The 17,921-nt window shown below is 66.7% G+C and carries 19 protein-coding genes; 12 read left to right on the top strand and 7 right to left on the bottom strand.

Going from position 1 to position 17,921, the window contains the following annotated elements; all coding sequences use genetic code 11:
* The gene (locus LK996_RS00820) at positions 1-525 is read right to left on the bottom strand and encodes an HIT family protein (protein ID WP_230525280.1); all 525 of its coding nucleotides are present in this window, start codon (positions 523-525) and stop codon (positions 1-3) included.
* Between the two features lie 130 nt (positions 526-655).
* Between LK996_RS00820 and msrB the strand changes: the two genes are divergently transcribed.
* Together msrB and LK996_RS00830 are read left to right on the top strand one after the other, a co-directional pair.
* Positions 656-1,105 carry a peptide-methionine (R)-S-oxide reductase MsrB gene (gene msrB, locus LK996_RS00825; RefSeq protein WP_230525281.1) on the top strand — a complete coding sequence of 150 codons (450 nt, stop codon included), beginning with the start codon at positions 656-658 and terminating at the stop codon, positions 1,103-1,105.
* 24 nt (positions 1,106-1,129) lie between these two features.
* Positions 1,130-2,089, top strand: a complete 960-nt coding sequence (locus tag LK996_RS00830) for a YeeE/YedE family protein (protein WP_230525282.1) — start codon at positions 1,130-1,132, stop codon at positions 2,087-2,089.
* Between the two features lie 5 nt (positions 2,090-2,094).
* Here LK996_RS00830 and LK996_RS00835 read toward each other — a convergent pair whose 3' ends face one another.
* Positions 2,095-2,301, bottom strand: coding sequence for a hypothetical protein (locus LK996_RS00835; protein WP_230525283.1), 207 nt, complete (start codon positions 2,299-2,301; stop codon positions 2,095-2,097).
* Positions 2,302-2,439: 138 nt separating this feature from the next.
* Here LK996_RS00835 and LK996_RS00840 point away from each other — a divergent pair, with 138 nt between their 5' ends.
* Together LK996_RS00840 and LK996_RS00845 are read left to right on the top strand one after the other, a co-directional pair.
* Positions 2,440-2,967: a CcdC protein domain-containing protein gene (locus LK996_RS00840; protein WP_230525284.1), complete on the top strand. Its 528-nt coding sequence runs from the start codon at positions 2,440-2,442 to the stop codon at positions 2,965-2,967.
* An 87-nt stretch (positions 2,968-3,054) separates the two neighbouring features.
* A complete protein-coding gene (locus LK996_RS00845) occupies positions 3,055-3,624 on the top strand; it encodes a hypothetical protein (protein WP_230525285.1) in 570 nt (189 codons plus the stop codon).
* Positions 3,625-3,639: 15 nt separating this feature from the next.
* Here the strand turns inward: LK996_RS00845 and LK996_RS00850 are convergent, their stop codons facing one another.
* A complete protein-coding gene (locus tag LK996_RS00850) occupies positions 3,640-4,515 on the bottom strand; it encodes a hypothetical protein (protein ID WP_230525286.1) in 876 nt (291 codons plus the stop codon).
* Between the two features lie 89 nt (positions 4,516-4,604).
* Between LK996_RS00850 and LK996_RS00855 the strand changes: the two genes are divergently transcribed.
* From LK996_RS00855 to LK996_RS00885, 7 genes are all read left to right on the top strand, one after another.
* Entirely contained in the window at positions 4,605-5,162 is a 558-nt protein-coding gene (locus tag LK996_RS00855; protein ID WP_230525287.1) for a sugar O-acetyltransferase, read from the top strand.
* Positions 5,163-5,258: 96 nt separating this feature from the next.
* Positions 5,259-7,955 (top strand): pyruvate dehydrogenase (acetyl-transferring), homodimeric type, encoded by a 2,697-nt coding sequence (aceE, locus tag LK996_RS00860; RefSeq protein WP_230525288.1) that lies wholly within the window; start codon positions 5,259-5,261, stop codon positions 7,953-7,955.
* 11 nt (positions 7,956-7,966) lie between these two features.
* Positions 7,967-9,289: an NADH-quinone oxidoreductase subunit NuoF gene (gene nuoF / locus LK996_RS00865; RefSeq protein WP_230525289.1), complete on the top strand. Its 1,323-nt coding sequence runs from the start codon at positions 7,967-7,969 to the stop codon at positions 9,287-9,289.
* Positions 9,290-9,320: 31 nt separating this feature from the next.
* Positions 9,321-10,769 carry an aldehyde dehydrogenase family protein gene (locus LK996_RS00870; RefSeq protein WP_230525290.1) on the top strand — a complete coding sequence of 483 codons (1,449 nt, stop codon included), beginning with the start codon at positions 9,321-9,323 and terminating at the stop codon, positions 10,767-10,769.
* Complete coding sequence (locus tag LK996_RS00875; protein ID WP_230525291.1) at positions 10,766-12,211, top strand: dihydrolipoyl dehydrogenase; 1,446 nt, start codon at positions 10,766-10,768, stop codon at positions 12,209-12,211. The genes LK996_RS00870 and LK996_RS00875 overlap by 4 nt, the downstream gene beginning before the upstream one ends.
* Before the next feature lie 109 nt (positions 12,212-12,320).
* Positions 12,321-12,761: a carboxymuconolactone decarboxylase family protein gene (locus LK996_RS00880; protein WP_230525292.1), complete on the top strand. Its 441-nt coding sequence runs from the start codon at positions 12,321-12,323 to the stop codon at positions 12,759-12,761.
* A gap of 5 nt (positions 12,762-12,766) precedes the next feature.
* Complete coding sequence (locus tag LK996_RS00885; protein WP_230525293.1) at positions 12,767-13,201, top strand: cupin domain-containing protein; 435 nt, start codon at positions 12,767-12,769, stop codon at positions 13,199-13,201.
* A gap of 2 nt (positions 13,202-13,203) precedes the next feature.
* Here LK996_RS00885 and pdxR read toward each other — a convergent pair whose 3' ends face one another.
* Both pdxR and LK996_RS00895 read right to left on the bottom strand, forming a co-directional pair.
* Positions 13,204-14,637, bottom strand: a complete 1,434-nt coding sequence (pdxR, locus tag LK996_RS00890) for a MocR-like pyridoxine biosynthesis transcription factor PdxR (protein ID WP_230525294.1) — start codon at positions 14,635-14,637, stop codon at positions 13,204-13,206.
* A 45-nt stretch (positions 14,638-14,682) separates the two neighbouring features.
* On the bottom strand, positions 14,683-15,282 hold the full coding sequence (locus tag LK996_RS00895) for a hypothetical protein (protein WP_230525295.1): 600 nt from the start codon (positions 15,280-15,282) through the stop codon (positions 14,683-14,685).
* 171 nt (positions 15,283-15,453) lie between these two features.
* Between LK996_RS00895 and LK996_RS00900 the strand changes: the two genes are divergently transcribed.
* On the top strand, positions 15,454-16,368 hold the full coding sequence (locus LK996_RS00900) for a M14 family metallopeptidase (protein ID WP_230525296.1): 915 nt from the start codon (positions 15,454-15,456) through the stop codon (positions 16,366-16,368).
* A gap of 40 nt (positions 16,369-16,408) precedes the next feature.
* Here the strand turns inward: LK996_RS00900 and msrA are convergent, their stop codons facing one another.
* Entirely contained in the window at positions 16,409-16,921 is a 513-nt protein-coding gene (gene msrA / locus LK996_RS00905; protein WP_230525297.1) for a peptide-methionine (S)-S-oxide reductase MsrA, read from the bottom strand.
* 50 nt (positions 16,922-16,971) lie between these two features.
* Positions 16,972-17,916, bottom strand: a complete 945-nt coding sequence (locus LK996_RS00910) for a GlxA family transcriptional regulator (protein WP_230525298.1) — start codon at positions 17,914-17,916, stop codon at positions 16,972-16,974.
* Between the last annotated feature and the right edge of the window lie 5 nt (positions 17,917-17,921).

Below are 17,921 nucleotides of genomic sequence, written 5' to 3' on the forward strand. Positions count from 1 at the left end.
TTACGCCGCCCTGAGCGGCGGCAGATTCGAACGAATCAGGTCCGCGGTTTCGGCAAGTTGCTTCGCGGAGACCTGGACGCGCGTTCGACGTTGCGCGTCTCCGCCTGGGTCGTGCGATATCCCCCGCCGACGTCCGGCGCCATCGAATGTCGCGAGTTGCGGCGGGCCGATGCCCCAGTCGCTCCCCGCCTGCCGCGGCACGACATGGAAATGGAAGTGCGGCGTTTCCTGGCCGCTGTACACCCCGTTGTTCTGGAACGTCAGGATTCCGAGGGGGTCGTAAGCCTTCACCAACGCCTCTGCGACTCGCTTGGCCGCGACGAGGATCGACTCGCATTCCTCGCGCGAAAGATCGAGCAGCGTCGCGACATGCCGACGCGTGATGACGCAGCACTGGCCCGTTTCGAATTGCCACGGATTGATGACGGTGAGCGTATGTTCGCTTTCGTCGATGATCGCCCATCGTTCTTCGCGACCCGCCACTTCGCAGAGGTCGCACGGATCTCTCACGGGAAGTTCGATCATTGGCCCCCTCCGAACAGCAAGGCCGCCAATATATCGGGCAACGAGGCGTGTGAGGCCCCTCGCCCGTGCATTGATCCCTCTCCTTTGCGCCCCATCTCTGCAGCAGTCGCACCCGCAATCGGAGACCCCCATGTCCGACTTCCGCAGGACCCCCGAAGCCATCGCCAAGCTCACCCGTGAGCAGTACCTCGTGACGCAGGAAGGCGCGACCGAGCGCCCCGGCACCGGCGAATTGCTGCACAACGAGCGGCCGGGCATTTATGTCGACATCGTGTCCGGCGAGCCGTTGTTCGCCTCGTCGGCGAAGTACGAGTCGGGCTGCGGCTGGCCCAGCTTCACCAAGCCGATCCAGTCCGAACACATCAAGGAACTCATCGATTCCACGCACGGCATGGTGCGCACCGAAGTGCGTTCCGCGCACGGCGACAGCCACCTCGGCCATGTGTTCAACGATGGGCCGCGCGATCAGGGCGGTCTGCGTTACTGCATCAACTCGGCGTCGTTGCGTTTCGTTCCCCTCGAGGAGATGGAAGCGGCCGGCTATGGACCCTGGATCGACCAGGTGGAAACGCTGCGCTGATCTTCGGCGCATGAGCCTGCCCGCGTGAACGCTGCCGCGTTCGCGCTCGGGCTGCTCGCGATCGGCCTGCTCGGGTTCGCCAACCAGCGTGGCGGGCTCTGCACGGTGCAGGCGATCGAAGACATCCTGCGGCGTCGCGACTTCGGTCGGTTGGTCGCACTGATCGAAGCCGCGTTGTGGGTCGCCGCCGGTCTGGTGTTGCTCGGGGCCGTGGGCGTGCGGCGCGTGATGCCAGCGGCTTACGAAGCGACGCTTTACACGGTGATGGGTGGTGTCCTCCTCGGCATCGGCGCAGTGATCAACGGCGCCTGTGCATTCGGCACGATCGGGCGCATCGGTCGCGGGCATTGGGCGTATCTCACGATGCCGCTCGGGTTCTTCCTCGGTTGCCTGGCGATGTCGCAGTGGTTCGCGCCGGCGCAACTCGCGGCGCACACGATGTTGACCCTCGTGCCGGCGTGGGTGGTGATCGCGTGCGTCGTGCTGATCGCGTGGCGCGTCTTCGTGCATGGCCGCCTGCTGCGGCGCGCGGGTCCGCGACCCTGGTCGCGCCATTGGTCGCCGCACGCCGCGACGGTGTGCATCGGGTTGTCATTCCTCCTCGCGTTCGTCGTGCTCGGGAGTTGGGCGTACACGGATTCGATCATCGGCCTGGCGCGCGGCACGATCGGCAATGTCGGAACGCAGTTGGCATTGATCGCTGCGATCTTCGCCGGTTCCCTGGTGGGTGCGTGGACGTCAGGCGACTTCCGCCCGGTGGTGCCGCGCGCTCGCAATATCGCGCGCTGCGTCTTCGGCGGATTTCTCATGGGCGCCGGTGCTTTCGCGATCCCGGGCGGCAGCGATGGGCTCGTGCTCGTCGGCATGCCGATGTTGTGGCCGTACGCATGGCTGGGATTCGCGACGATGTGCGCGACGGTGTACGTCGCGCTGCGGCTGGGGATGCGCGTTGGCAACGCGATGTCGCCGGATGGCGAAACCTGAAACGCTCAACCGGCGAGCATGCCTTCCTTCCGGCACGCGTGCTGGATTTCGTCGGCGACGATCTCCCACGGGGGCGTCCCATCGTCCCGCAGGTCCTCCCACGCCGCGGCGAGCACCGGCTCCAATTCATCCCAGTGATTGTGCGAACACTCCTCGCGCGCGACCTTGAGGATCGCCAGCAGGAGATGGGTGTCGACGCTGCTCTGGCTCATGCTTTCGGCTTACGCCGCATGCCTGTCCTGCGTCGTGAAGGTCGCGTGCGGGAGCGTGAACGATTCAGTCGTCGCTGGCCTGCTGCAGGAGTGACGGTAGACTCCGAGCGCTCGAGCGCATCACTTACGACGGGTGCCATGCCTCTGTTGCTCTTGCCTTTCGCCCTGCTCGCACTGGTCGCAACGTGGCTGGTGCTGTTGCCGGTCTCGCTGTGGGCGCGTTATGCGTCCGGCCGCGCGCGTCGGCGCGCGCAGGGATGGGTCGTTCGCGGGAACGCGTTTCTGCTCGCGATGTCGCTCCCGATCTTCCTGTTGTCGGCCTGGGCCGCTGCGCACTGGATGGACGACGCGTTGCGCGATGCGTGCGTGGGGCTCTTGGTCGGCGTCGTCGTCGGCGTCGTCGGGGTATGGCTGACGCGTTTCGAACGCGACGCGAAGGGGTTGGTGTACACGCCCAATCGCTGGCTCGTGCTGGGACTGACGTCGATCGTCGCATTGCGTGTCATCGCGGGGCTCTGGATGACGTGGCGGCATGTGTCCGGCGACGTGTCCGGCACCTTTGCCCACTGGCTGGACGCAGGCGCATGGACGGGCATCGCCGGCGTGTTGCTCGGCTATGCCCTCGCCTTCACGTGGGGAGTGCGTGCGCGCTTGTCGCGCCGTTGACCAGCGGGGCTGGGTGCACCTGACACCACGCGGCAGGTGCCGACGAAAGGCCACCCAACCACTGGCCCGGGGGTGTACGACTCCCGCATGTCGCCCTTCGAGTACGAGCTCGTCCTCGTCACGATCATCGTCGGCCTAGCGATCACGGACAAACTCGTCTCGCTGCACCGTCTTCTGAGGTCGCGAACGAAGGTGCACTGGCACTGGCTTCCGCTCATCGCGGCGTTGCTGGTGTTGTTGACGCTGCTGCAGTTCTGGTGGGGCTTCTATCGGCTCGGACGCATCGAAGTCTGGAACCAGTACGGCGCGTTCCTCCTGCTCCTGCTGCAGTTGATCCTGATGTTCCTGCTCGCATGCGCGGCGTTGCCGGACGACGAACGCGACGGGTTTGATCTCGCGGAATACTACGCGCGCAATCGTCGCTACTTCTGGACCCTGTTCTCGATGGTGGCGCTGATGGCGACGATCACCAATCTCGTCGTTGCCGCTCCACGCGATGCGCCTGCGACGCTCCTGGCCAAAGCGATCCCCAACGTGCTGTATATCGCGGCGATGCTGACGCTGGCGCTCGTGCGCGCCAGGCCGGTGCACTACGTGCTCGTGCCGCTCTTGCTGGTGGTGATGGTGTTGGGGTGGTTCCCGTTGCGCATTCGATGACGTGCGTCGCGGCCCTCACCGCGTCGTGCGCACCACCGTCTCGACCTTGCCATCCCGCGTGATTTTCCGCACCCGCGGCAGCCACTCGCTGCGATCGTCGGAGGCGGTGTGCAGGTACTCGAGCACGTAAACCTCGCCGTTCGCGACGGCAACCGCGGTCGGCGAGTACGGCGGCGTCGAGCGCAGGACCGTTTTCGCTTCCCCCTTGGGCGTCACCATCAGCACGGCGCCGCAGCCAGCGGCGGCGACGAAGATCGTGCCGTTCGGTGCGAGGGACAGGCCGCGCAGGTACGGGCCGCTCGGCGCTTCGGTGCCCGGGATGCGCGCGCAGTCCGGCACGACGATATTGTCGGCGATCGTCGAGACACGCCCTTTCGCGTCGACCTTGTGGATCGAGCGATCGAACGTGAAATACAGCGCGCCGTCGGCACCGCTCGCGAGCCCGTTGACGTAGCGCAACTCACCATCGGATCGCTTTGAAGCGGGGAATGTTGCGAACACGGTGCGTGCGCCGGAAGGCGCGACGCGGAAGAGGTTCCATTCCTTCTCGCCGTCGGGGCGCGGGTAATACAACGCGCCATCGCGTCCGACGATCACGGGAAAGTCGCTCGACAACACGACCGTCGGCTTCATGCCCACCGCATCGATCTCGGAACCGGGGATCGACGGCCACGGCGTTTTCGACAATCCCGACGCTTCATCCAGTGCGAACCAATGGAACGCAGGCCCGGGGTGCTTGACGAGCTTGCCGTCGCGTTCGATCACGAACACGCCGCCGCCGGTGTCGACGAAGAACACGCGCCCATCCGCCGCGACCTGGATGGCGGCTCCCGGATGCGCGAAGGCAATGCCGGCGAGGCCAATGAGGAAGGTCAGCAGCACGATGCGCATGGCCAGCTCCCTGTGAAGAACCATCGCGGTTCGACAAAGCTACGCGCGTCGGTGACCATCGGATGCAGCGAAGCTCGACAGGTGATCCGATGCGCTCCGAAAAAGAGAAGATGCTCGCCGGCGAACCGTACAACGGGTTCGATCCGCAACTCGTCGCCGAACGCACGCGGGCGCGCGAACTCTGCCAGGCGTTGACCGCGCTGCCACCGTCGAACGACGCCGAGCGCACGGCGCTGCTCGAACAACTATTCGGCGCATCGACCAACGTGTACGTGACGCCGCCCTTCTACTGCGACTACGGCAGGCACATCACGCTCGGCCGCAACGTCTACTTCAACTTCAACTGCGTAATCCTCGACGTGGCGCCGGTCAGCATCGGCGACAACGTGTTGTTCGGGCCCTCGGTGCAGGTCTACACCGCGACGCACCCGCTGGATGCGGACGAACGCCGCAGCGGCATCGAATCGGGCCAGCCGATCGCGATCGGCGACGATGTGTGGATCGGCGGCGGCGCGATCCTCTGTCCCGGCGTCACGATCGGCGCGCGTTCGGTGATCGGCGCGGGGAGCGTGGTGACGCGCGACATCCCGGCCGATGTGTTCGCGGCCGGCAATCCGTGCCGCGTGGTGCGTACGCTGCGCGGTTGAGAATGGCCCCCGAAAGTCGTCGGAATTGGCCGCCTCGGTCCGCGAGGCGCTGCCTAGCATGCGTGTCACCCCTGACCACGCCATGCACCGCCGATCATGTCCGAACACCCTCCCCTCGTGGCACCGCCGCTCGATCCGGATCCCGCCGAAACGCGGGACTGGATGGAGTCCCTCGACGCCGTGTTCCAGCACGCCGGTCCCGACCGCGCGTCGTGGCTCCTCTCGAAGTTGAATGGACATGCGCGGCAATCCGGCGGCGTCATCGACTTCAACACGACGTCCGATTACGTCAACACGATTCCCGCCGACCGGCAGGCCGTCAGTCCCGGTGATGCCACGCTGGAAAAACGCATCAGCGACATCATTCGCTGGAATGCGATGGCGATGGTCGTGCGCGCGAACCGCAAGCCGGGCGATCTCGGCGGCCACCTCGCGAGCTTCGCGTCGTCGGCCACGCTGTACGACGTCGGCTTCAATCACTTCTGGCGTGCGCCGAGCGCCGAGCATCCGGGCGATCTCATCTATACGCAGGGCCATTCGAGCCCCGGCATCTATGCGCGCTCGTTCCTCGAAGGCCGCTTCGACGAAGCGCAACTCGATCTCTACCGCATGGAAGTCGAAGGCAAGGGGCGCGGGCTCTCGTCGTATCCGCATCCGTGGCTGATGCCCGATTACTGGCAGGTCGCGACCGTCTCGATGGGGCTCGGGCCGCTGCAGGCGATCCACCAGGCGCATTTCTGGCGCTACCTCGAACAACGCGGCCTGATGCCCAAGAGCGACCGCAAGGTGTGGGCGCTGCTCGGCGACGGTGAGCTCGACGAACCCGAAACCGTCGGTGCGCTCGCGCTCGCCGGTCGCGAGCGGCTGGACAACCTCGTGTTCGTCGTCAACGCGAACCTGCAACGGCTCGACGGCCCCGTGCGCGGCAACGGCAAGATCATCCAGGAAGCCGAGAGCGTGTTTCGCGGCGCCGGCTGGAACGTCATCAAGGTCGTGTGGGGCAGCCAGTGGGATCCCCTGCTCGCCCGCGACACCGACGGCGAACTGCGCCGCGTGATGATGGAAACCGTCGACGGCGAATACCAGGCATTCAAGACGCTCGGCGGCGCGTACACGCGCGAGCACTTCTTCGGCAAGAGCGAGAGCACCCGCCGCCTGGTCGAAGCGTACTCGGACCACGACATCGAAGCGCTCAACCGTGGCGGCCACGATCCGGCGAAGGTCTTCGCCGCGTATCACCAGGCCGTGCACACGCAGGGCAAGCCGACCGTGATCATCGCGAAGACGATCAAGGGCTACGGCCTCGGCGAGACGCTGCAGTCGCAGAACACGAACCACAACAAGAAGAAGATCGACCTCGACGTCGTGCGCGAACTGCGCGATCGCCTGTCGATCCCGATCCCCGACGATCGCCTCGAAGACGTGCCCTACTTCCACCCGGGCGCCGATTCGGCCGAAGTGCGCTACATGCACGAACGCCGCGAAGCGCTAGGCGGCTTCCTGCCGCAACGCCGGCGCAAGTCGAACGTCGTGCCCACTGCGCCGACGCTCGAGGCGTTCGATCCCTTGTTGCAGGCCAGCGGCGATCGCGAATTCAGCACGACCGCGGCGCTCGTGCGCAGCATCAACCTGTTGTTGCGCGACAAGGAGGTAGGCTCGCGCGTCGTCCCGATCATCGCGGACGAAGCGCGCACGTTCGGCATGGAAGGCCTGTTCCGCCAGGTCGGCATCTATGCACCGTTCGGGCAGCAGTACACGCCCAACGATTCGTCGCAACTCGTGTACTACCGCGAGAAGGAAGACGGCCAGGTGCTGCAGGAAGGCATCAGCGAAGCCGGCGGCATCAGCTCGTGGATCGCGGCCGGCACCAGCTACAGCGTCAGCGACGTGCCGATGCTGCCGTTCTTCCTCTACTACGCGATGTTCGGCTTCCAGCGCGTCGGCGACCTCGCGTGGGCGGCGGCGGACATGCGCGCACGCGGCTTCCTCATCGGCGGCACCGCGGGGCGCACCACCATCAACGGCGAAGGCCTGCAGCATGAAGATGCGCACTCGCACCTGATGTCGGGCGCGATTCCGAATGTCATGTCGTACGACCCCACGTTCGCATTCGAAGTCGCGGTCATCGTGCAGGAAGGCGTGCGTCGCATGATGCAGGAACAGGAGGACGTGTATTACTACCTCACCGTCATGAACGAACCGTACGCGCATCCGGCGATGCCTGAAGGCGCGGAGACCGGCATCCTGCGCGGCATGTACCTGCTGCAGCCCTCGGCGCTCGCCGCCGATGCGCCGCGCGTGCAACTGCTCGGCGCCGGCACGATCCTGCGCGAAGCGATTGCCGCGTCCGAAATGCTGCGTGATGACTTCGGCGTCGCCGCGGACGTGTGGTCGGCGCCGAGCTTCGCCGAGTTGCGTCGCGACGGCTTCCAGGTCGAACGCTGGAACCGCATGCATCCGGGTGAGCCGCAGCGCGTGCCGTATGTCGCGTCCCTGCTCGCCGACCACACGGGTCCGGTGATCGCCGCGACCGACTACGTGCGTGGCGTCGCCGACCAGATTCGCGCCTTCATGCCCGAAGGCCGCCGCTACACGGTGCTCGGCACCGACGGCTTCGGTCGCAGCGACACCCGCGCCAACCTGCGCGCGTACTTCGAAGTCGACCGTCGCTGGATCGCGCACGCCGCCATCGTCTCGCTCGTGCGCGACGGCGTGCTGCCCGCCGACGCGGCCGATCGCGCGAAGGCCCTCTACGAAATCGACGACGACAAGACCGAGCCCGCGCTGGGCTGAGACACACCGCCATGAACACGCAATCCCACTCCCGCATCGTGCAGCCGCACCAGGTCTCCTACACGACGCATGCCTTCGACGAGCCCTGGACGATGGAGAACTACGAATCCATCGGCGGCTGGCAGGCGTGGCGCGACATCATCGCGCGACGCCCCGATCCCGCGGAGCTGGTCGAAACGCTCAAGAAGAGCGCCCTGCGCGGCCGCGGCGGCGCGGGGTTCGCCACCGGCCTGAAGTTGTCGTTCATGCCGCGCGATGCCGAAGGCCAGAAGTACATCGTCTGCAACTCCGACGAAGCCGAACCCGGCACCTGCAAGGATCGCGAGCTGCTGCTCAACAACCCGCACGCGGTGCTCGAAGGCATCGCCATCGCCGCGTACTGCGCGGGCGCGACCGTCGGCTATCACTACATCCGCGGCGAGTTCCATGCCCCGTTCGAACGCGTCGAACAGGCGCTGCGCGAAGCGATGGACGCCGGGCTGCTTGGCGAAGGCGTGCTCGGCAGCGACATCGACATGCACATCCACAACACGCTCGGCGCCGGCGCCTACATCGCAGGCGAGGAAACGGGGCTGCTCGAGTCGCTGGAAGGCAAGAAAGCGATGCCACGCTACAAGCCGCCCTTCCCCGCGGTGTTCGGCCTGTACGGCCGGCCGACGACGGTCTGCAACACCGAAACCTTCGCGTCGATCCCCGCGATCATGCGCAACGGCGCGCAGTGGTTCCTCGACATCGGCATTCCCAACAACGGCGGGCCGAAGATCTTCTCCGTCAGCGGCCACGTCGCGCGGCCCGGCAACTACGAAGTGCCGCTGGGCACGCCGTTCCGCGACCTGCTCGCGCTCGCCGGCGGCATGCGCGAAGGCCGCACGCTGAAGGCCGTGATCCCCGGCGGCACGACCATGAAGGTCATCCCCGCCGATCGCATGATGCAGATCGACATGGACTTCGATTCGCTGCGCGAAGCGGGCTCTGGCCTGGGCTCCGGCGCGGTGATCGTGATGGACGACACCACGTGCATGGTGCGCGCCACGCATCGCATCTCGCGCTTCTACATGAAGGAATCGTGCGGGCAATGCACGCCGTGCCGCGAAGGCACGGGCTGGATGCATCGCGTGCTCGATCGCATCGTCCGCGGCGAAGGTACGCGTGAAGACCTGCACCGCCTCGAAGAAGTCTCGCGCCAGATCGAAGGCCACACCATCTGCGCATTCGGCGAAGCCGCTGCGTGGCCGGTGCAAGGCATGCTCGCGGCGTTCTTCCACGAGTTCGAATACTTCGTCGGACACGGCCACTCGATGGTCGACGGCGTTGCGCTGCCGCTCGCGGCGTAAACGCGCCCACCCCGACCTTTCAATGACACGCATGAACACGACAACCGCAATGCACTGGATCGACGGCGAGTGGATCGACTCGCCCATCACGAATCGTTCGATCGACCCCGCCACCTCCGAAGCGATCGGCGAGTACGCCGATGGCGGCGCCGACGAAGCCACACGCGCCGTCGACGCCGCACGTCGCGCCTTTCGCGAAACCGCTTGGGCCACCGACCGCGCGTTGCGCGCGAAAGTCCTGCATCAGCTGGCCGATGCGTTCGAACGCAACGCCGACGCGCTGGCCGCGACGTTGTCGCTCGAAGTCGGCAAGGTCGCACGCGACGCGCGCTTCGAAGTGTCGATGGTGCCGCCCAAGCTCCGCTACTACGCCGCGCTCGCACTGACCGAATCCGGCCGCGCCTCGGAGCCCCGCCCCGGCGCGCTGTCCGTGATGCTGCGCCAGCCCATCGGCGTCGCCGGCATCGTCGTGCCCTGGAACGCACCGATCATCCTGATGGTGCGATCGCTTGCGCCCGCGCTCGCGGCCGGCACGACCACCGTCATCAAGATGCCAGGACAGACCGCGCAGACCAATGCGTTGGTGGCGCGCGTGATGAGCGAAGCACCGTCGTTGCCGCGTGGGGTGATCAACCTGTTCACCGAATCCGGCGCCGAAGGCGCGAAGCACCTCGTCGCCTCACCCGACGTGCCGGTCATCAGCTTCACCGGCAGCACCGCCACCGGGCGCGCGATTTCCGCCGCCGGCGCGCCGCTGCTGAAGCGCTTCGGCCTGGAACTCGGCGGCAAGACGCCGATGGTCGTCTTCGACGACGCGGACCTCGTCGCCGCAGTTCCGAAGCTCGCGCAAGCGTTGACCGTGTTCGCCGGCCAGTTCTGCATGACGGGCTCGCGCGTGCTCGTGCAGCGCGGCGTCGCCGATGCCCTGCGTGCGCAGCTCGCCGAGCGCATCGCCGCCATTCGCGTCGGCCCTGCGAGCGATCCCGCGAGCGAGATGGGTCCGATGATCGACCAGGCGAACGTCGACCGCGTCGATCGCGCCGTGCAGGCAGCCATCGCGGCCGGCGCACGTGTCCTCGTGCGCGGCGGTCCGGCCGTCGAAGGCGCATTGGCGCGCGGTGCATTCCATCGACCGACGTTGCTCGAAGTCACCGACCCGTCGCTCGCCATCGTGCAACAGGAAACCTTCGGCCCCGTGCTGACGCTGCAGGTGTTCGACACCGAAGACGAAGCCATCGCGCTCGCCAACGACAGCGAGTACGGCCTGGCGGCGAGCGTGTGGACGCGCGACGCGGCGCGCTCGATGCGAGTGGCGCGCGCGATCGACGCGGGCACCGTGTGGATCAACGACTGGGCCGTCGTCTACGACGACTTCGAGGAAGGCGGCTTCAAGCAATCCGGCCGCGGCCGCCTCAACGGCACGGCCGCCATCGACGACTTCGTCGAATACAAGCACATCGCAGTGAAGACACAAGCATGAAGACCCTCAGGACAGACGTCGCGATCATCGGTGCGGGCACCGCGGGCATGACCGCGTACCGCGCCGCCGCCGCGCACACCGACAACCTCGTCGTCATCGAAGGCGGGCCTTACGGCACGACCTGCGCGCGCGTGGGCTGCATGCCCAGCAAGCTGCTGATCGCCGCGGCGGAAGCCGCGCACACGGCGCGGCATGCGCAGGCCTTCGGCGTGCACGCCGGTGAAGTGCGCATCGACGGGCGAGAAGTCATGGACCGCGTGCGCCGCGAACGCGATCGCTTCGTCGGTTTCGTCGTCGACTCGGTGCAAGCCTGGCCGCAGGCGCATCGCCTGCGCGGCTTCGCGCGCTTCGTTTCCCCGCACGAATTGCAGGTCGACGACGGCACGCGCGTGATCGCGGACCGCATCGTCATCGCGACGGGATCGAGTCCCAACGTGCCGCGTGGTTGGCGCGCCGCGCTGGGCGACAAGCTGCTCATCAACGACGACGTCTTCGCATGGCAGACATTGCCGCGCTCCGTCGCGGTGGTCGGCACCGGCATCATCGGCCTGGAACTCGCGCTGGCGCTGCATCGCCTCGGTGTGCGCGTGCGCGTCTACGGGCGCAGCACACGCCTGGGTCCGCTCACCGATCCGGTCTTGCAGGATGTCGCGCGCGCCACGATCGGCGCGGAACTGTCGATGACGCTCGACGTCGAGGCCATCACTCCCAGCCTCGATGCATCGGAACAAGTCCGCATCGTGAGCCGCACGCGCGATGGCCACCAAGACACCGACACGTTCGACTTCCTGCTCGCCGCCATCGGGCGGCATCCGAACCTCGACGGCCTCGACCTGGAGAATGCCGGCATCCCGCTGGATGCATCCGGTCTGCCGAGCGTCGATCGCAACACCGGCCGCATCGGCGACTCGCACATCTTTCTCGCGGGCGACGTGCAGGACGACCTCCAACTCCTGCACGAAGCCGCGGACGACGGCCGCATCGCCGGCGACAACGCCGGCCGCTTCCCGCGCGTGCGCGTGCGGCCGCGCCGTGCGCGCCTGTCGATCGTGTTCAGCGATCCGCAGATCGCGCTAGCCGGACTCACGCACGCGGAGTTGCTGGCGGCGGGCATGCGTTTCGAGACCGGCGAGGTGTCGTTCGACGACCAGGGCCGCAGTCGCGTGATGCTGAAGAACCAGGGCGCGCTTCGCGTGTATGGCGAATCAGGGAGCGGCCGCTTCCTCGGCGCGGAGATGGTCGGGCCTGCGGCCGAACACATCGGTCATCTGCTCGCATGGAGCGCGCAGCGCGGCGATACGGTGCAGGACATGCTCGACAGTCCGTTCTACCACCCCGTCGTCGAAGAAGGCCTGCGCACCGCATTGCGCCAGCTCCAGCGCCAGCTCGCGCTCGCAGCCCCGCCGCCGGAGTTGTGCCTGGACTGCGCGCCCGCGGCCTGACCTCGAAGCGTCTTCGATTGGCTCCCGCAAGCACTCGGAATTGGCCTCTTCCACCGTTCGCGCACTCCCTAGCATGACGTCCACCCCCCACACGCAGGACCGTATTTCCATGCAACCCCGCCTCGATTTCTACAAAGCGTCCCCCGCCGCCGCCAAGGCGATGATCGCGCTCGAAAGCGCCGTCTCCCTGCTCGGCATCGAACACAGCCTGCTCGACCTCGTGAAGTTGCGCGCCTCCCAGATCAACGGCTGCGCGTACTGCGTCGACATGCACAGCAGCGATGCGCGCAAGCGCGGCGAAACCGAGCGCCGGTTGTACTCGCTGCCGGTCTGGCGCGAATCGCCGTTCTACACCGAGCGCGAGCGCGCCGCCCTGGCATGGACCGAATCGCTGACGCTGATCTCGCACACCGGTGCGCCGGATTCGGATTACGAATGGGTCAGCAACGAGTTCGACGAAGACGAGCGCGTGAAGCTGACTGTCGCCATCAACGCGATCAACAGCTGGAATCGCATGGCGATCGGCTTCCGTTCGGTGCCTGCCAAGTGACTGCCATGAACAAGACCATCAAGCAGTTCCTCGTCCTCACGGCATTGGCTGCCGGGGTCGTGCCCGCGGTCTCGGCGCACGGCCCCGGCGATGGCGAAGAGAAGATCACCGTCCACCACGATCAGGCGTTGCGCGACGCGCCGGGCAAGAACGCGTTGTTCTTCACCGTCGAGTACGCGCCGGGCCAGAAGTCCATTCCGCACGTGCATGGCGGCTCGGTCGTCGCCTACGTACTCGAAGGCGCGGTCGTGTCGCAGCTCGGCGGCGAAAGCGAGAAGACCTATCGCGCCGGCGAATCCTGGTACGAAACGCCGGGCATCGACCATCTCGTCTCGCGCAACGCCAGCGCGACCCAGCCCGCCAAGCTGCTCGTCTGGATCCTCAACGACGCGAAGGCGCCGGTGCTCACGCCGCTGCAGACGAAGGGAGACGCGCCGTGAAATCAGACCGCGATCTGCTCCAGCACCTCCCGCACTCGATCGAGGGCTGGATCGATGTCCTCCGCTTCGATGGCGCCGAAGCCCATCAACAGGCCCGGACGCCCCGGCGTCCGATGGAACTCGTCGAGGGAGTAGAGGCCGACTTCGACGCGACGGGCGAGGTGGCAGAGGTGTTGTACGTCGACTGATCGTTTGAACAGCGCGGCGATGTGGAAGCCCGCGTTCGCCGGCAATGGCTCCAGCCACGGCGCGAGGTCGCCTTCCAGCCGCGCCAGCAATCGCGTGCGGCGTTCGCTGTACACCGCATGGCAACGCCGCACGTGCTTCAGCAGGTGGCCCTCCGCGATGAAACGCGCGAGGGCCCATTGCATCAGCAGCGGGTTGTGCCGGTCGCTCAGGTGCTTCGCGTTCAACAGCGCGAGCCGCAACGCGGGCGGCGCCACGACATAGCCGAGGCGAAGATCGGGCGACAGGACTTTCGAAAACGAATTGACGTAGGCCACCAGGCCCGCGCGATCCAGGCTCTTCAAGGACGCGAGTGCGTGGGTGTCGTAACGGAACTCGCTGTCGTAATCGTCTTCCACGATGATCGCGCCCAGTTCCTCCGCACGCACAAGCAGCGCCATGCGGCGCGCCAGGCTCATCGGCATGCCGAGCGGGAATTGATGCGCGGGCGTCGTGTAGATCAAACGCGTGCCCTCCGGGATCAGGTCTACCATCAACCCCTCCGCATCCACCGGGACCGACACGACATTCGCACCCTGCGCTTCGAGCAACATGCTCGCCAGCAGGTAACCGGGCTCTTCCACCACGACCGCGCAGCCGGGTTCGATCAGCACGCGCGCGACGAGATCGAGCGCCTGCTGCGCGCCGTTGGTGACGACGACATCCTCGAGCGTGCAATCCACGCCGCGACTGAACCCCACGTGCCGGCTGATGGCGTCGCGCAACGCCGGCAGGCCTTCGGCCTCCGCGTAGTAGCCGCGCGCGTCCGTGATGCGCCGCAATGCATGCAGGATGCATTGCCGCCACTCGACCTGCGGAAACAGACGCGCGCTCGTCGCACCGCCGACGAACTCGTAACGCGCGCGCGACTCCACCGACGGGTGCAGCATCGGCGTTTCCATGCCCTGCCACTGTTGTGCGATGGCACGACCGCCGAGCGCTTCGATGCCGACGAACTTCGCCTGCCGCGGCACGCGCGAGGCGACGAAGCTCCCCGCCCCCACCTGCGTGACGATCAATCGATCCAGCGCGAGCTTCTCGTACGCCGCCGACACGGTCTTGCGCGACACGCCAAGCTGTTCGGCGAGCAAGCGCGACGGCGGCAATTGCGTTCCACCCGCGAGGCGACCGCTCTGGATCGCCTCGCGCAATTGCCGGTGGATCTGCGCCGCCAGGTCGCGGGTGCCCTCGATGACCAGGTGCAGTTCCATCGCAGCAGAATACGAGCATGGCCGCCCCTGCGCGCACTCGAAACATCAGGGTTCGAGCACATCCCCCCATCGCGAGCGTGCTTTGTCTGGGTCACCCGACTTGCACCCGAGCGCCACCAATCCCTGGCACGTGGTGATGCGCCAGCGATATTGCGCCGGATGACCGTTGACGATCTGCAACTGGTTGACCCTGTCGACGTGCAACGAATTTGGACCGCTCTTGAGGCAATTGGCTTCGACGATGAAGCCGTCCGGGTTGTTCGGGAAGCTCCCCGGCGCATCCTTGAACCAGCACTTCTTCTCGGTGGGATGACAATAGCCATGGCCACCCGCGACGGGCGGCGGGCAGTCCGCGTCCGCTTGGCACGACTTGACGTTGCGTTTGTCCTGGTACACCAGGCACGCGCCGCCAGTGACGACGGGCTGTCCATTTTCGATCGAACTCGGCAGATCGCCGTCGGCCGACTCGATCAACTTGAAGGTGCCGCTGACATCGCCGGGCCGATGACCCGGCGGTCGTTCCCACGCGACATCGACCGGCTCGACCTTGTACTTCTTCTCCGGTGGATTGGCCTGCGACGTGCAACCGGCCTGGAACACACACGCCACGCTTATCGTCACGACGACCAACGCGAAGCTTTTCATGGTGCGCACTCCCATTCAGGGTCCACGAAAGTGGAACGCCCCACGGCTGCTTCCATCGGCCACGCCCCCGACGAATGGCGGGGAGACTTTCGCTCGCGGGTGCCCTTCCGGTATCCCCGTGCAGCGCCTTCTTCCAGTACCTTGGCGTTCCCCCGACACGAAGCGATGCGCATGGACCCCACGCCCTACCCGATCGGCAAGCCGCTCCAGCCCTGGGGCGACGTCGAGAAGCAGTCCTGGCTGTCGCGCCAGGTCCGCCACCGCAGTTACGCCGACGATGTCGTCGCGAAGATCGATCGACTGCGCGCGCGTTTCGACGTCGAGGAATACGGGCGCCTGGATTACGCCGACGGTGCGCTGCCGCTGCTCGCCATCCGCTCGCGCGACTGGAACGACGCGCTGCCGACGATCCTCGTCACCGGCGGCGTGCACGGTTACGAAACCAGCGGCGTGCACGGCGCGCTGCAGTTCGTCGAACAACATGGCGAAGACTACGCGGGCAAGGTCAACCTGCTCGTCGCGCCCTGCGTCAGCCCGTGGGCGTACGAACGCATCCATCGCTGGAACCCGAACGCGATCGACCCCAACCGTTCGTTCCGCGAAAACAGCCCGGCCGAAGAGTCCGCCGCGTTGTTGCGCCTGGTCGCACCGATCCGCGACAAGGCCCTCGTGCACATCGACCTGCACGAAACCACCGACACCGACGAAACCGAATTCCGCCCCGCCCTCGCCGCGCGCGACGGCAAGCCGTTCGAACCCGAAGGCGTCCCCGACGGCTTCTACCTCGTCGGCGATGCAGACGATCCGCAGCCCGGGTTCCAGCAGGCGATCATCGCCGCAGTCGAGAAGGTCACCCACATCGCGCCGCCGGATGCGAACAACGAGATCATCGCCACGCCCGTCGTCGCGCACGGCGTCATCAACTACCCGGTGCGCGGTCTCGGCCTGTGCGCGGGCATCACCAACGCGCGCTATCGCACGACCACCGAGGTGTATCCGGACAGCCCGCGCGCGACGCCGCAGCAATGCAACGACGCGCAGGTGGCGGCGGTGCGTGCGGCGATCGATTACGCGTTGGCACACTGAGGCACCAACAAGAAGGCCACCTCGCGGTGGCCTTCTGCTTTCAAGCGGTCTTGCGTCGCGGCAGCACCCAATCCTCGCGGATGAAGTGGCACGTGTAGCCGGTCGGATAATGCACGAGGTAATCCTGGTGCTCGGGCTCGGCTTCCCAGAACGGACCGACCGGCGTGACCTCGGTGACGACCTTGCCGGGCCACAGGCCCGAGGCGTCGACGTCGGCAATCGTGTCTTCCGCTTCGCGCTTCTGCGCTTCGTCGGCGTAGAAGATCGCGGAGCGATAGCTCGTGCCGCGGTCGTTGCCCTGGCGATTGACCGTGGTCGGGTCGTGGATCTGGAAGAAGAACTCCAGCATCTTGCGATAGCTCGTCACGTTCGGATCGAACACGATCTCGATCGCTTCGGCATGCGTGCCGTGGTTGCGGTACGTCGCGTTGGGCACGTCGCCGCCGCTGTAGCCCACGCGCGTCTTCAGCACGCCGGGCTGGCGGCGGATCAGGTCCTGCATGCCCCAGAAGCAGCCGCCGGCAAGGGTCGCGGTTTCGGTTTTTGTCGTCATCACGTGGCTCCGTTGTTGCTCGTTTCGAGATGGAGGCGCTCGACCGGGAATCAACCTGCCATCGCCACGCGCGCGTTGCGGCGCAGCGCCTGCGGCGGCTGTCCGTAGGCACGCAGGAACGCGCGGCGCATGCGCTCGGGATCGGCGAAGCCCGTCTGCGACGCGACTTCGTCGATCGTGTGGCGGCTCTGTTCGACCATCACGCGCGCCGCTTCCACGCGCAGGTGTTCCAGCGCCTTGGCCGGCGATTGCCCGGTCTCCGCACGGAACGCGCGGCTGAATTGGCGCGGGCTCAGGTGCGCGGCTTCCGCGAGCGATTCCACGGTCAACGGCGCATGCAGGTTCTGGCGCGCGAACGCCAGCGCGCCCTGGATGCGGTCGGTCTTCGCATCCATCTCCAGCAGCTTCGAATGCTGCGATTGCCCACCGGCGCGGCGATGGTGCACGACCAGATGCTGCGCGACGTCGCGCGCGAGGTCGGCGCCGAAGTCCTTTTCGATCATGCCGAGCGCGAGATCGACGCCGGCGCTCATGCCCGCCGACGTCCACACCGGGCCATCGATGATGTAGATGCGATCTTCTTCGACGCGCGCGAGCGGGAACTGCTTCTGCAAGTCGCGCGCGTGATGCCAGTGCGTGGTGACGCGGCGTTCGTCGAGCAGGCCGGCCTCGGCGAGGATGAAGGCGCCGGTGCAGACAGACGCGATGCGCCGCGTCGATGCCGCAGCCTTGCGGATCTGTCGCAGGAACGCCGGGCTCGACGGCACCGGATGCACGAGGCCGCCGACGATCAGCGTGTCCATCTTGTGCCGCGACAGCACGCGCGTGTCGATCGACACGCCGAACGAGTTGCGCAACGGCCCGCCGTGTTCGGACAACAGGCGGATCTCGTACAGCCGCTCCTTCGCCACGACGTTGGCCAACTCGAACGCCGACACGGGCGCCAGCGTCATGATCTGGAAGCCTTCCGGCAGTGCAAAACCAATGGTGGTCACGGGGA

It is taken from the genome of Noviluteimonas lactosilytica (genome assembly GCF_020866925.1).
GTDB classification, from domain to species: Bacteria; Pseudomonadota; Gammaproteobacteria; order Xanthomonadales; family Xanthomonadaceae; genus Noviluteimonas; species Noviluteimonas lactosilytica.

Excerpts from the sequence above, each read along its gene's own strand:
- LK996_RS00820 (WP_230525280.1), bottom strand. The coding sequence starts at position 525 with ATGATCGAACTTCCCGTGAGAGATCCGTGCGACCTCTGCGAAGTGGCG.
- msrB (WP_230525281.1), top strand. The coding sequence starts at position 656 with ATGTCCGACTTCCGCAGGACCCCCGAAGCCATCGCCAAGCTCACCCGT.
- LK996_RS00835 (WP_230525283.1), bottom strand. The coding sequence starts at position 2,301 with ATGAGCCAGAGCAGCGTCGACACCCATCTCCTGCTGGCGATCCTCAAG.
- LK996_RS00840 (WP_230525284.1), top strand. The coding sequence starts at position 2,440 with ATGCCTCTGTTGCTCTTGCCTTTCGCCCTGCTCGCACTGGTCGCAACG.
- LK996_RS00845 (WP_230525285.1), top strand. The coding sequence starts at position 3,055 with ATGTCGCCCTTCGAGTACGAGCTCGTCCTCGTCACGATCATCGTCGGC.
- LK996_RS00850 (WP_230525286.1), bottom strand. The coding sequence starts at position 4,515 with ATGCGCATCGTGCTGCTGACCTTCCTCATTGGCCTCGCCGGCATTGCC.
- LK996_RS00855 (WP_230525287.1), top strand. The coding sequence starts at position 4,605 with ATGCGCTCCGAAAAAGAGAAGATGCTCGCCGGCGAACCGTACAACGGG.
- aceE (WP_230525288.1), top strand. The coding sequence starts at position 5,259 with ATGTCCGAACACCCTCCCCTCGTGGCACCGCCGCTCGATCCGGATCCC.
- nuoF (WP_230525289.1), top strand. The coding sequence starts at position 7,967 with ATGAACACGCAATCCCACTCCCGCATCGTGCAGCCGCACCAGGTCTCC.
- LK996_RS00870 (WP_230525290.1), top strand. The coding sequence starts at position 9,321 with ATGAACACGACAACCGCAATGCACTGGATCGACGGCGAGTGGATCGAC.
- LK996_RS00875 (WP_230525291.1), top strand. The coding sequence starts at position 10,766 with ATGAAGACCCTCAGGACAGACGTCGCGATCATCGGTGCGGGCACCGCG.
- LK996_RS00880 (WP_230525292.1), top strand. The coding sequence starts at position 12,321 with ATGCAACCCCGCCTCGATTTCTACAAAGCGTCCCCCGCCGCCGCCAAG.
- LK996_RS00885 (WP_230525293.1), top strand. The coding sequence starts at position 12,767 with ATGAACAAGACCATCAAGCAGTTCCTCGTCCTCACGGCATTGGCTGCC.
- pdxR (WP_230525294.1), bottom strand. The coding sequence starts at position 14,637 with ATGGAACTGCACCTGGTCATCGAGGGCACCCGCGACCTGGCGGCGCAG.
- LK996_RS00895 (WP_230525295.1), bottom strand. The coding sequence starts at position 15,282 with ATGAAAAGCTTCGCGTTGGTCGTCGTGACGATAAGCGTGGCGTGTGTG.
- LK996_RS00900 (WP_230525296.1), top strand. The coding sequence starts at position 15,454 with ATGGACCCCACGCCCTACCCGATCGGCAAGCCGCTCCAGCCCTGGGGC.
- msrA (WP_230525297.1), bottom strand. The coding sequence starts at position 16,921 with ATGACGACAAAAACCGAAACCGCGACCCTTGCCGGCGGCTGCTTCTGG.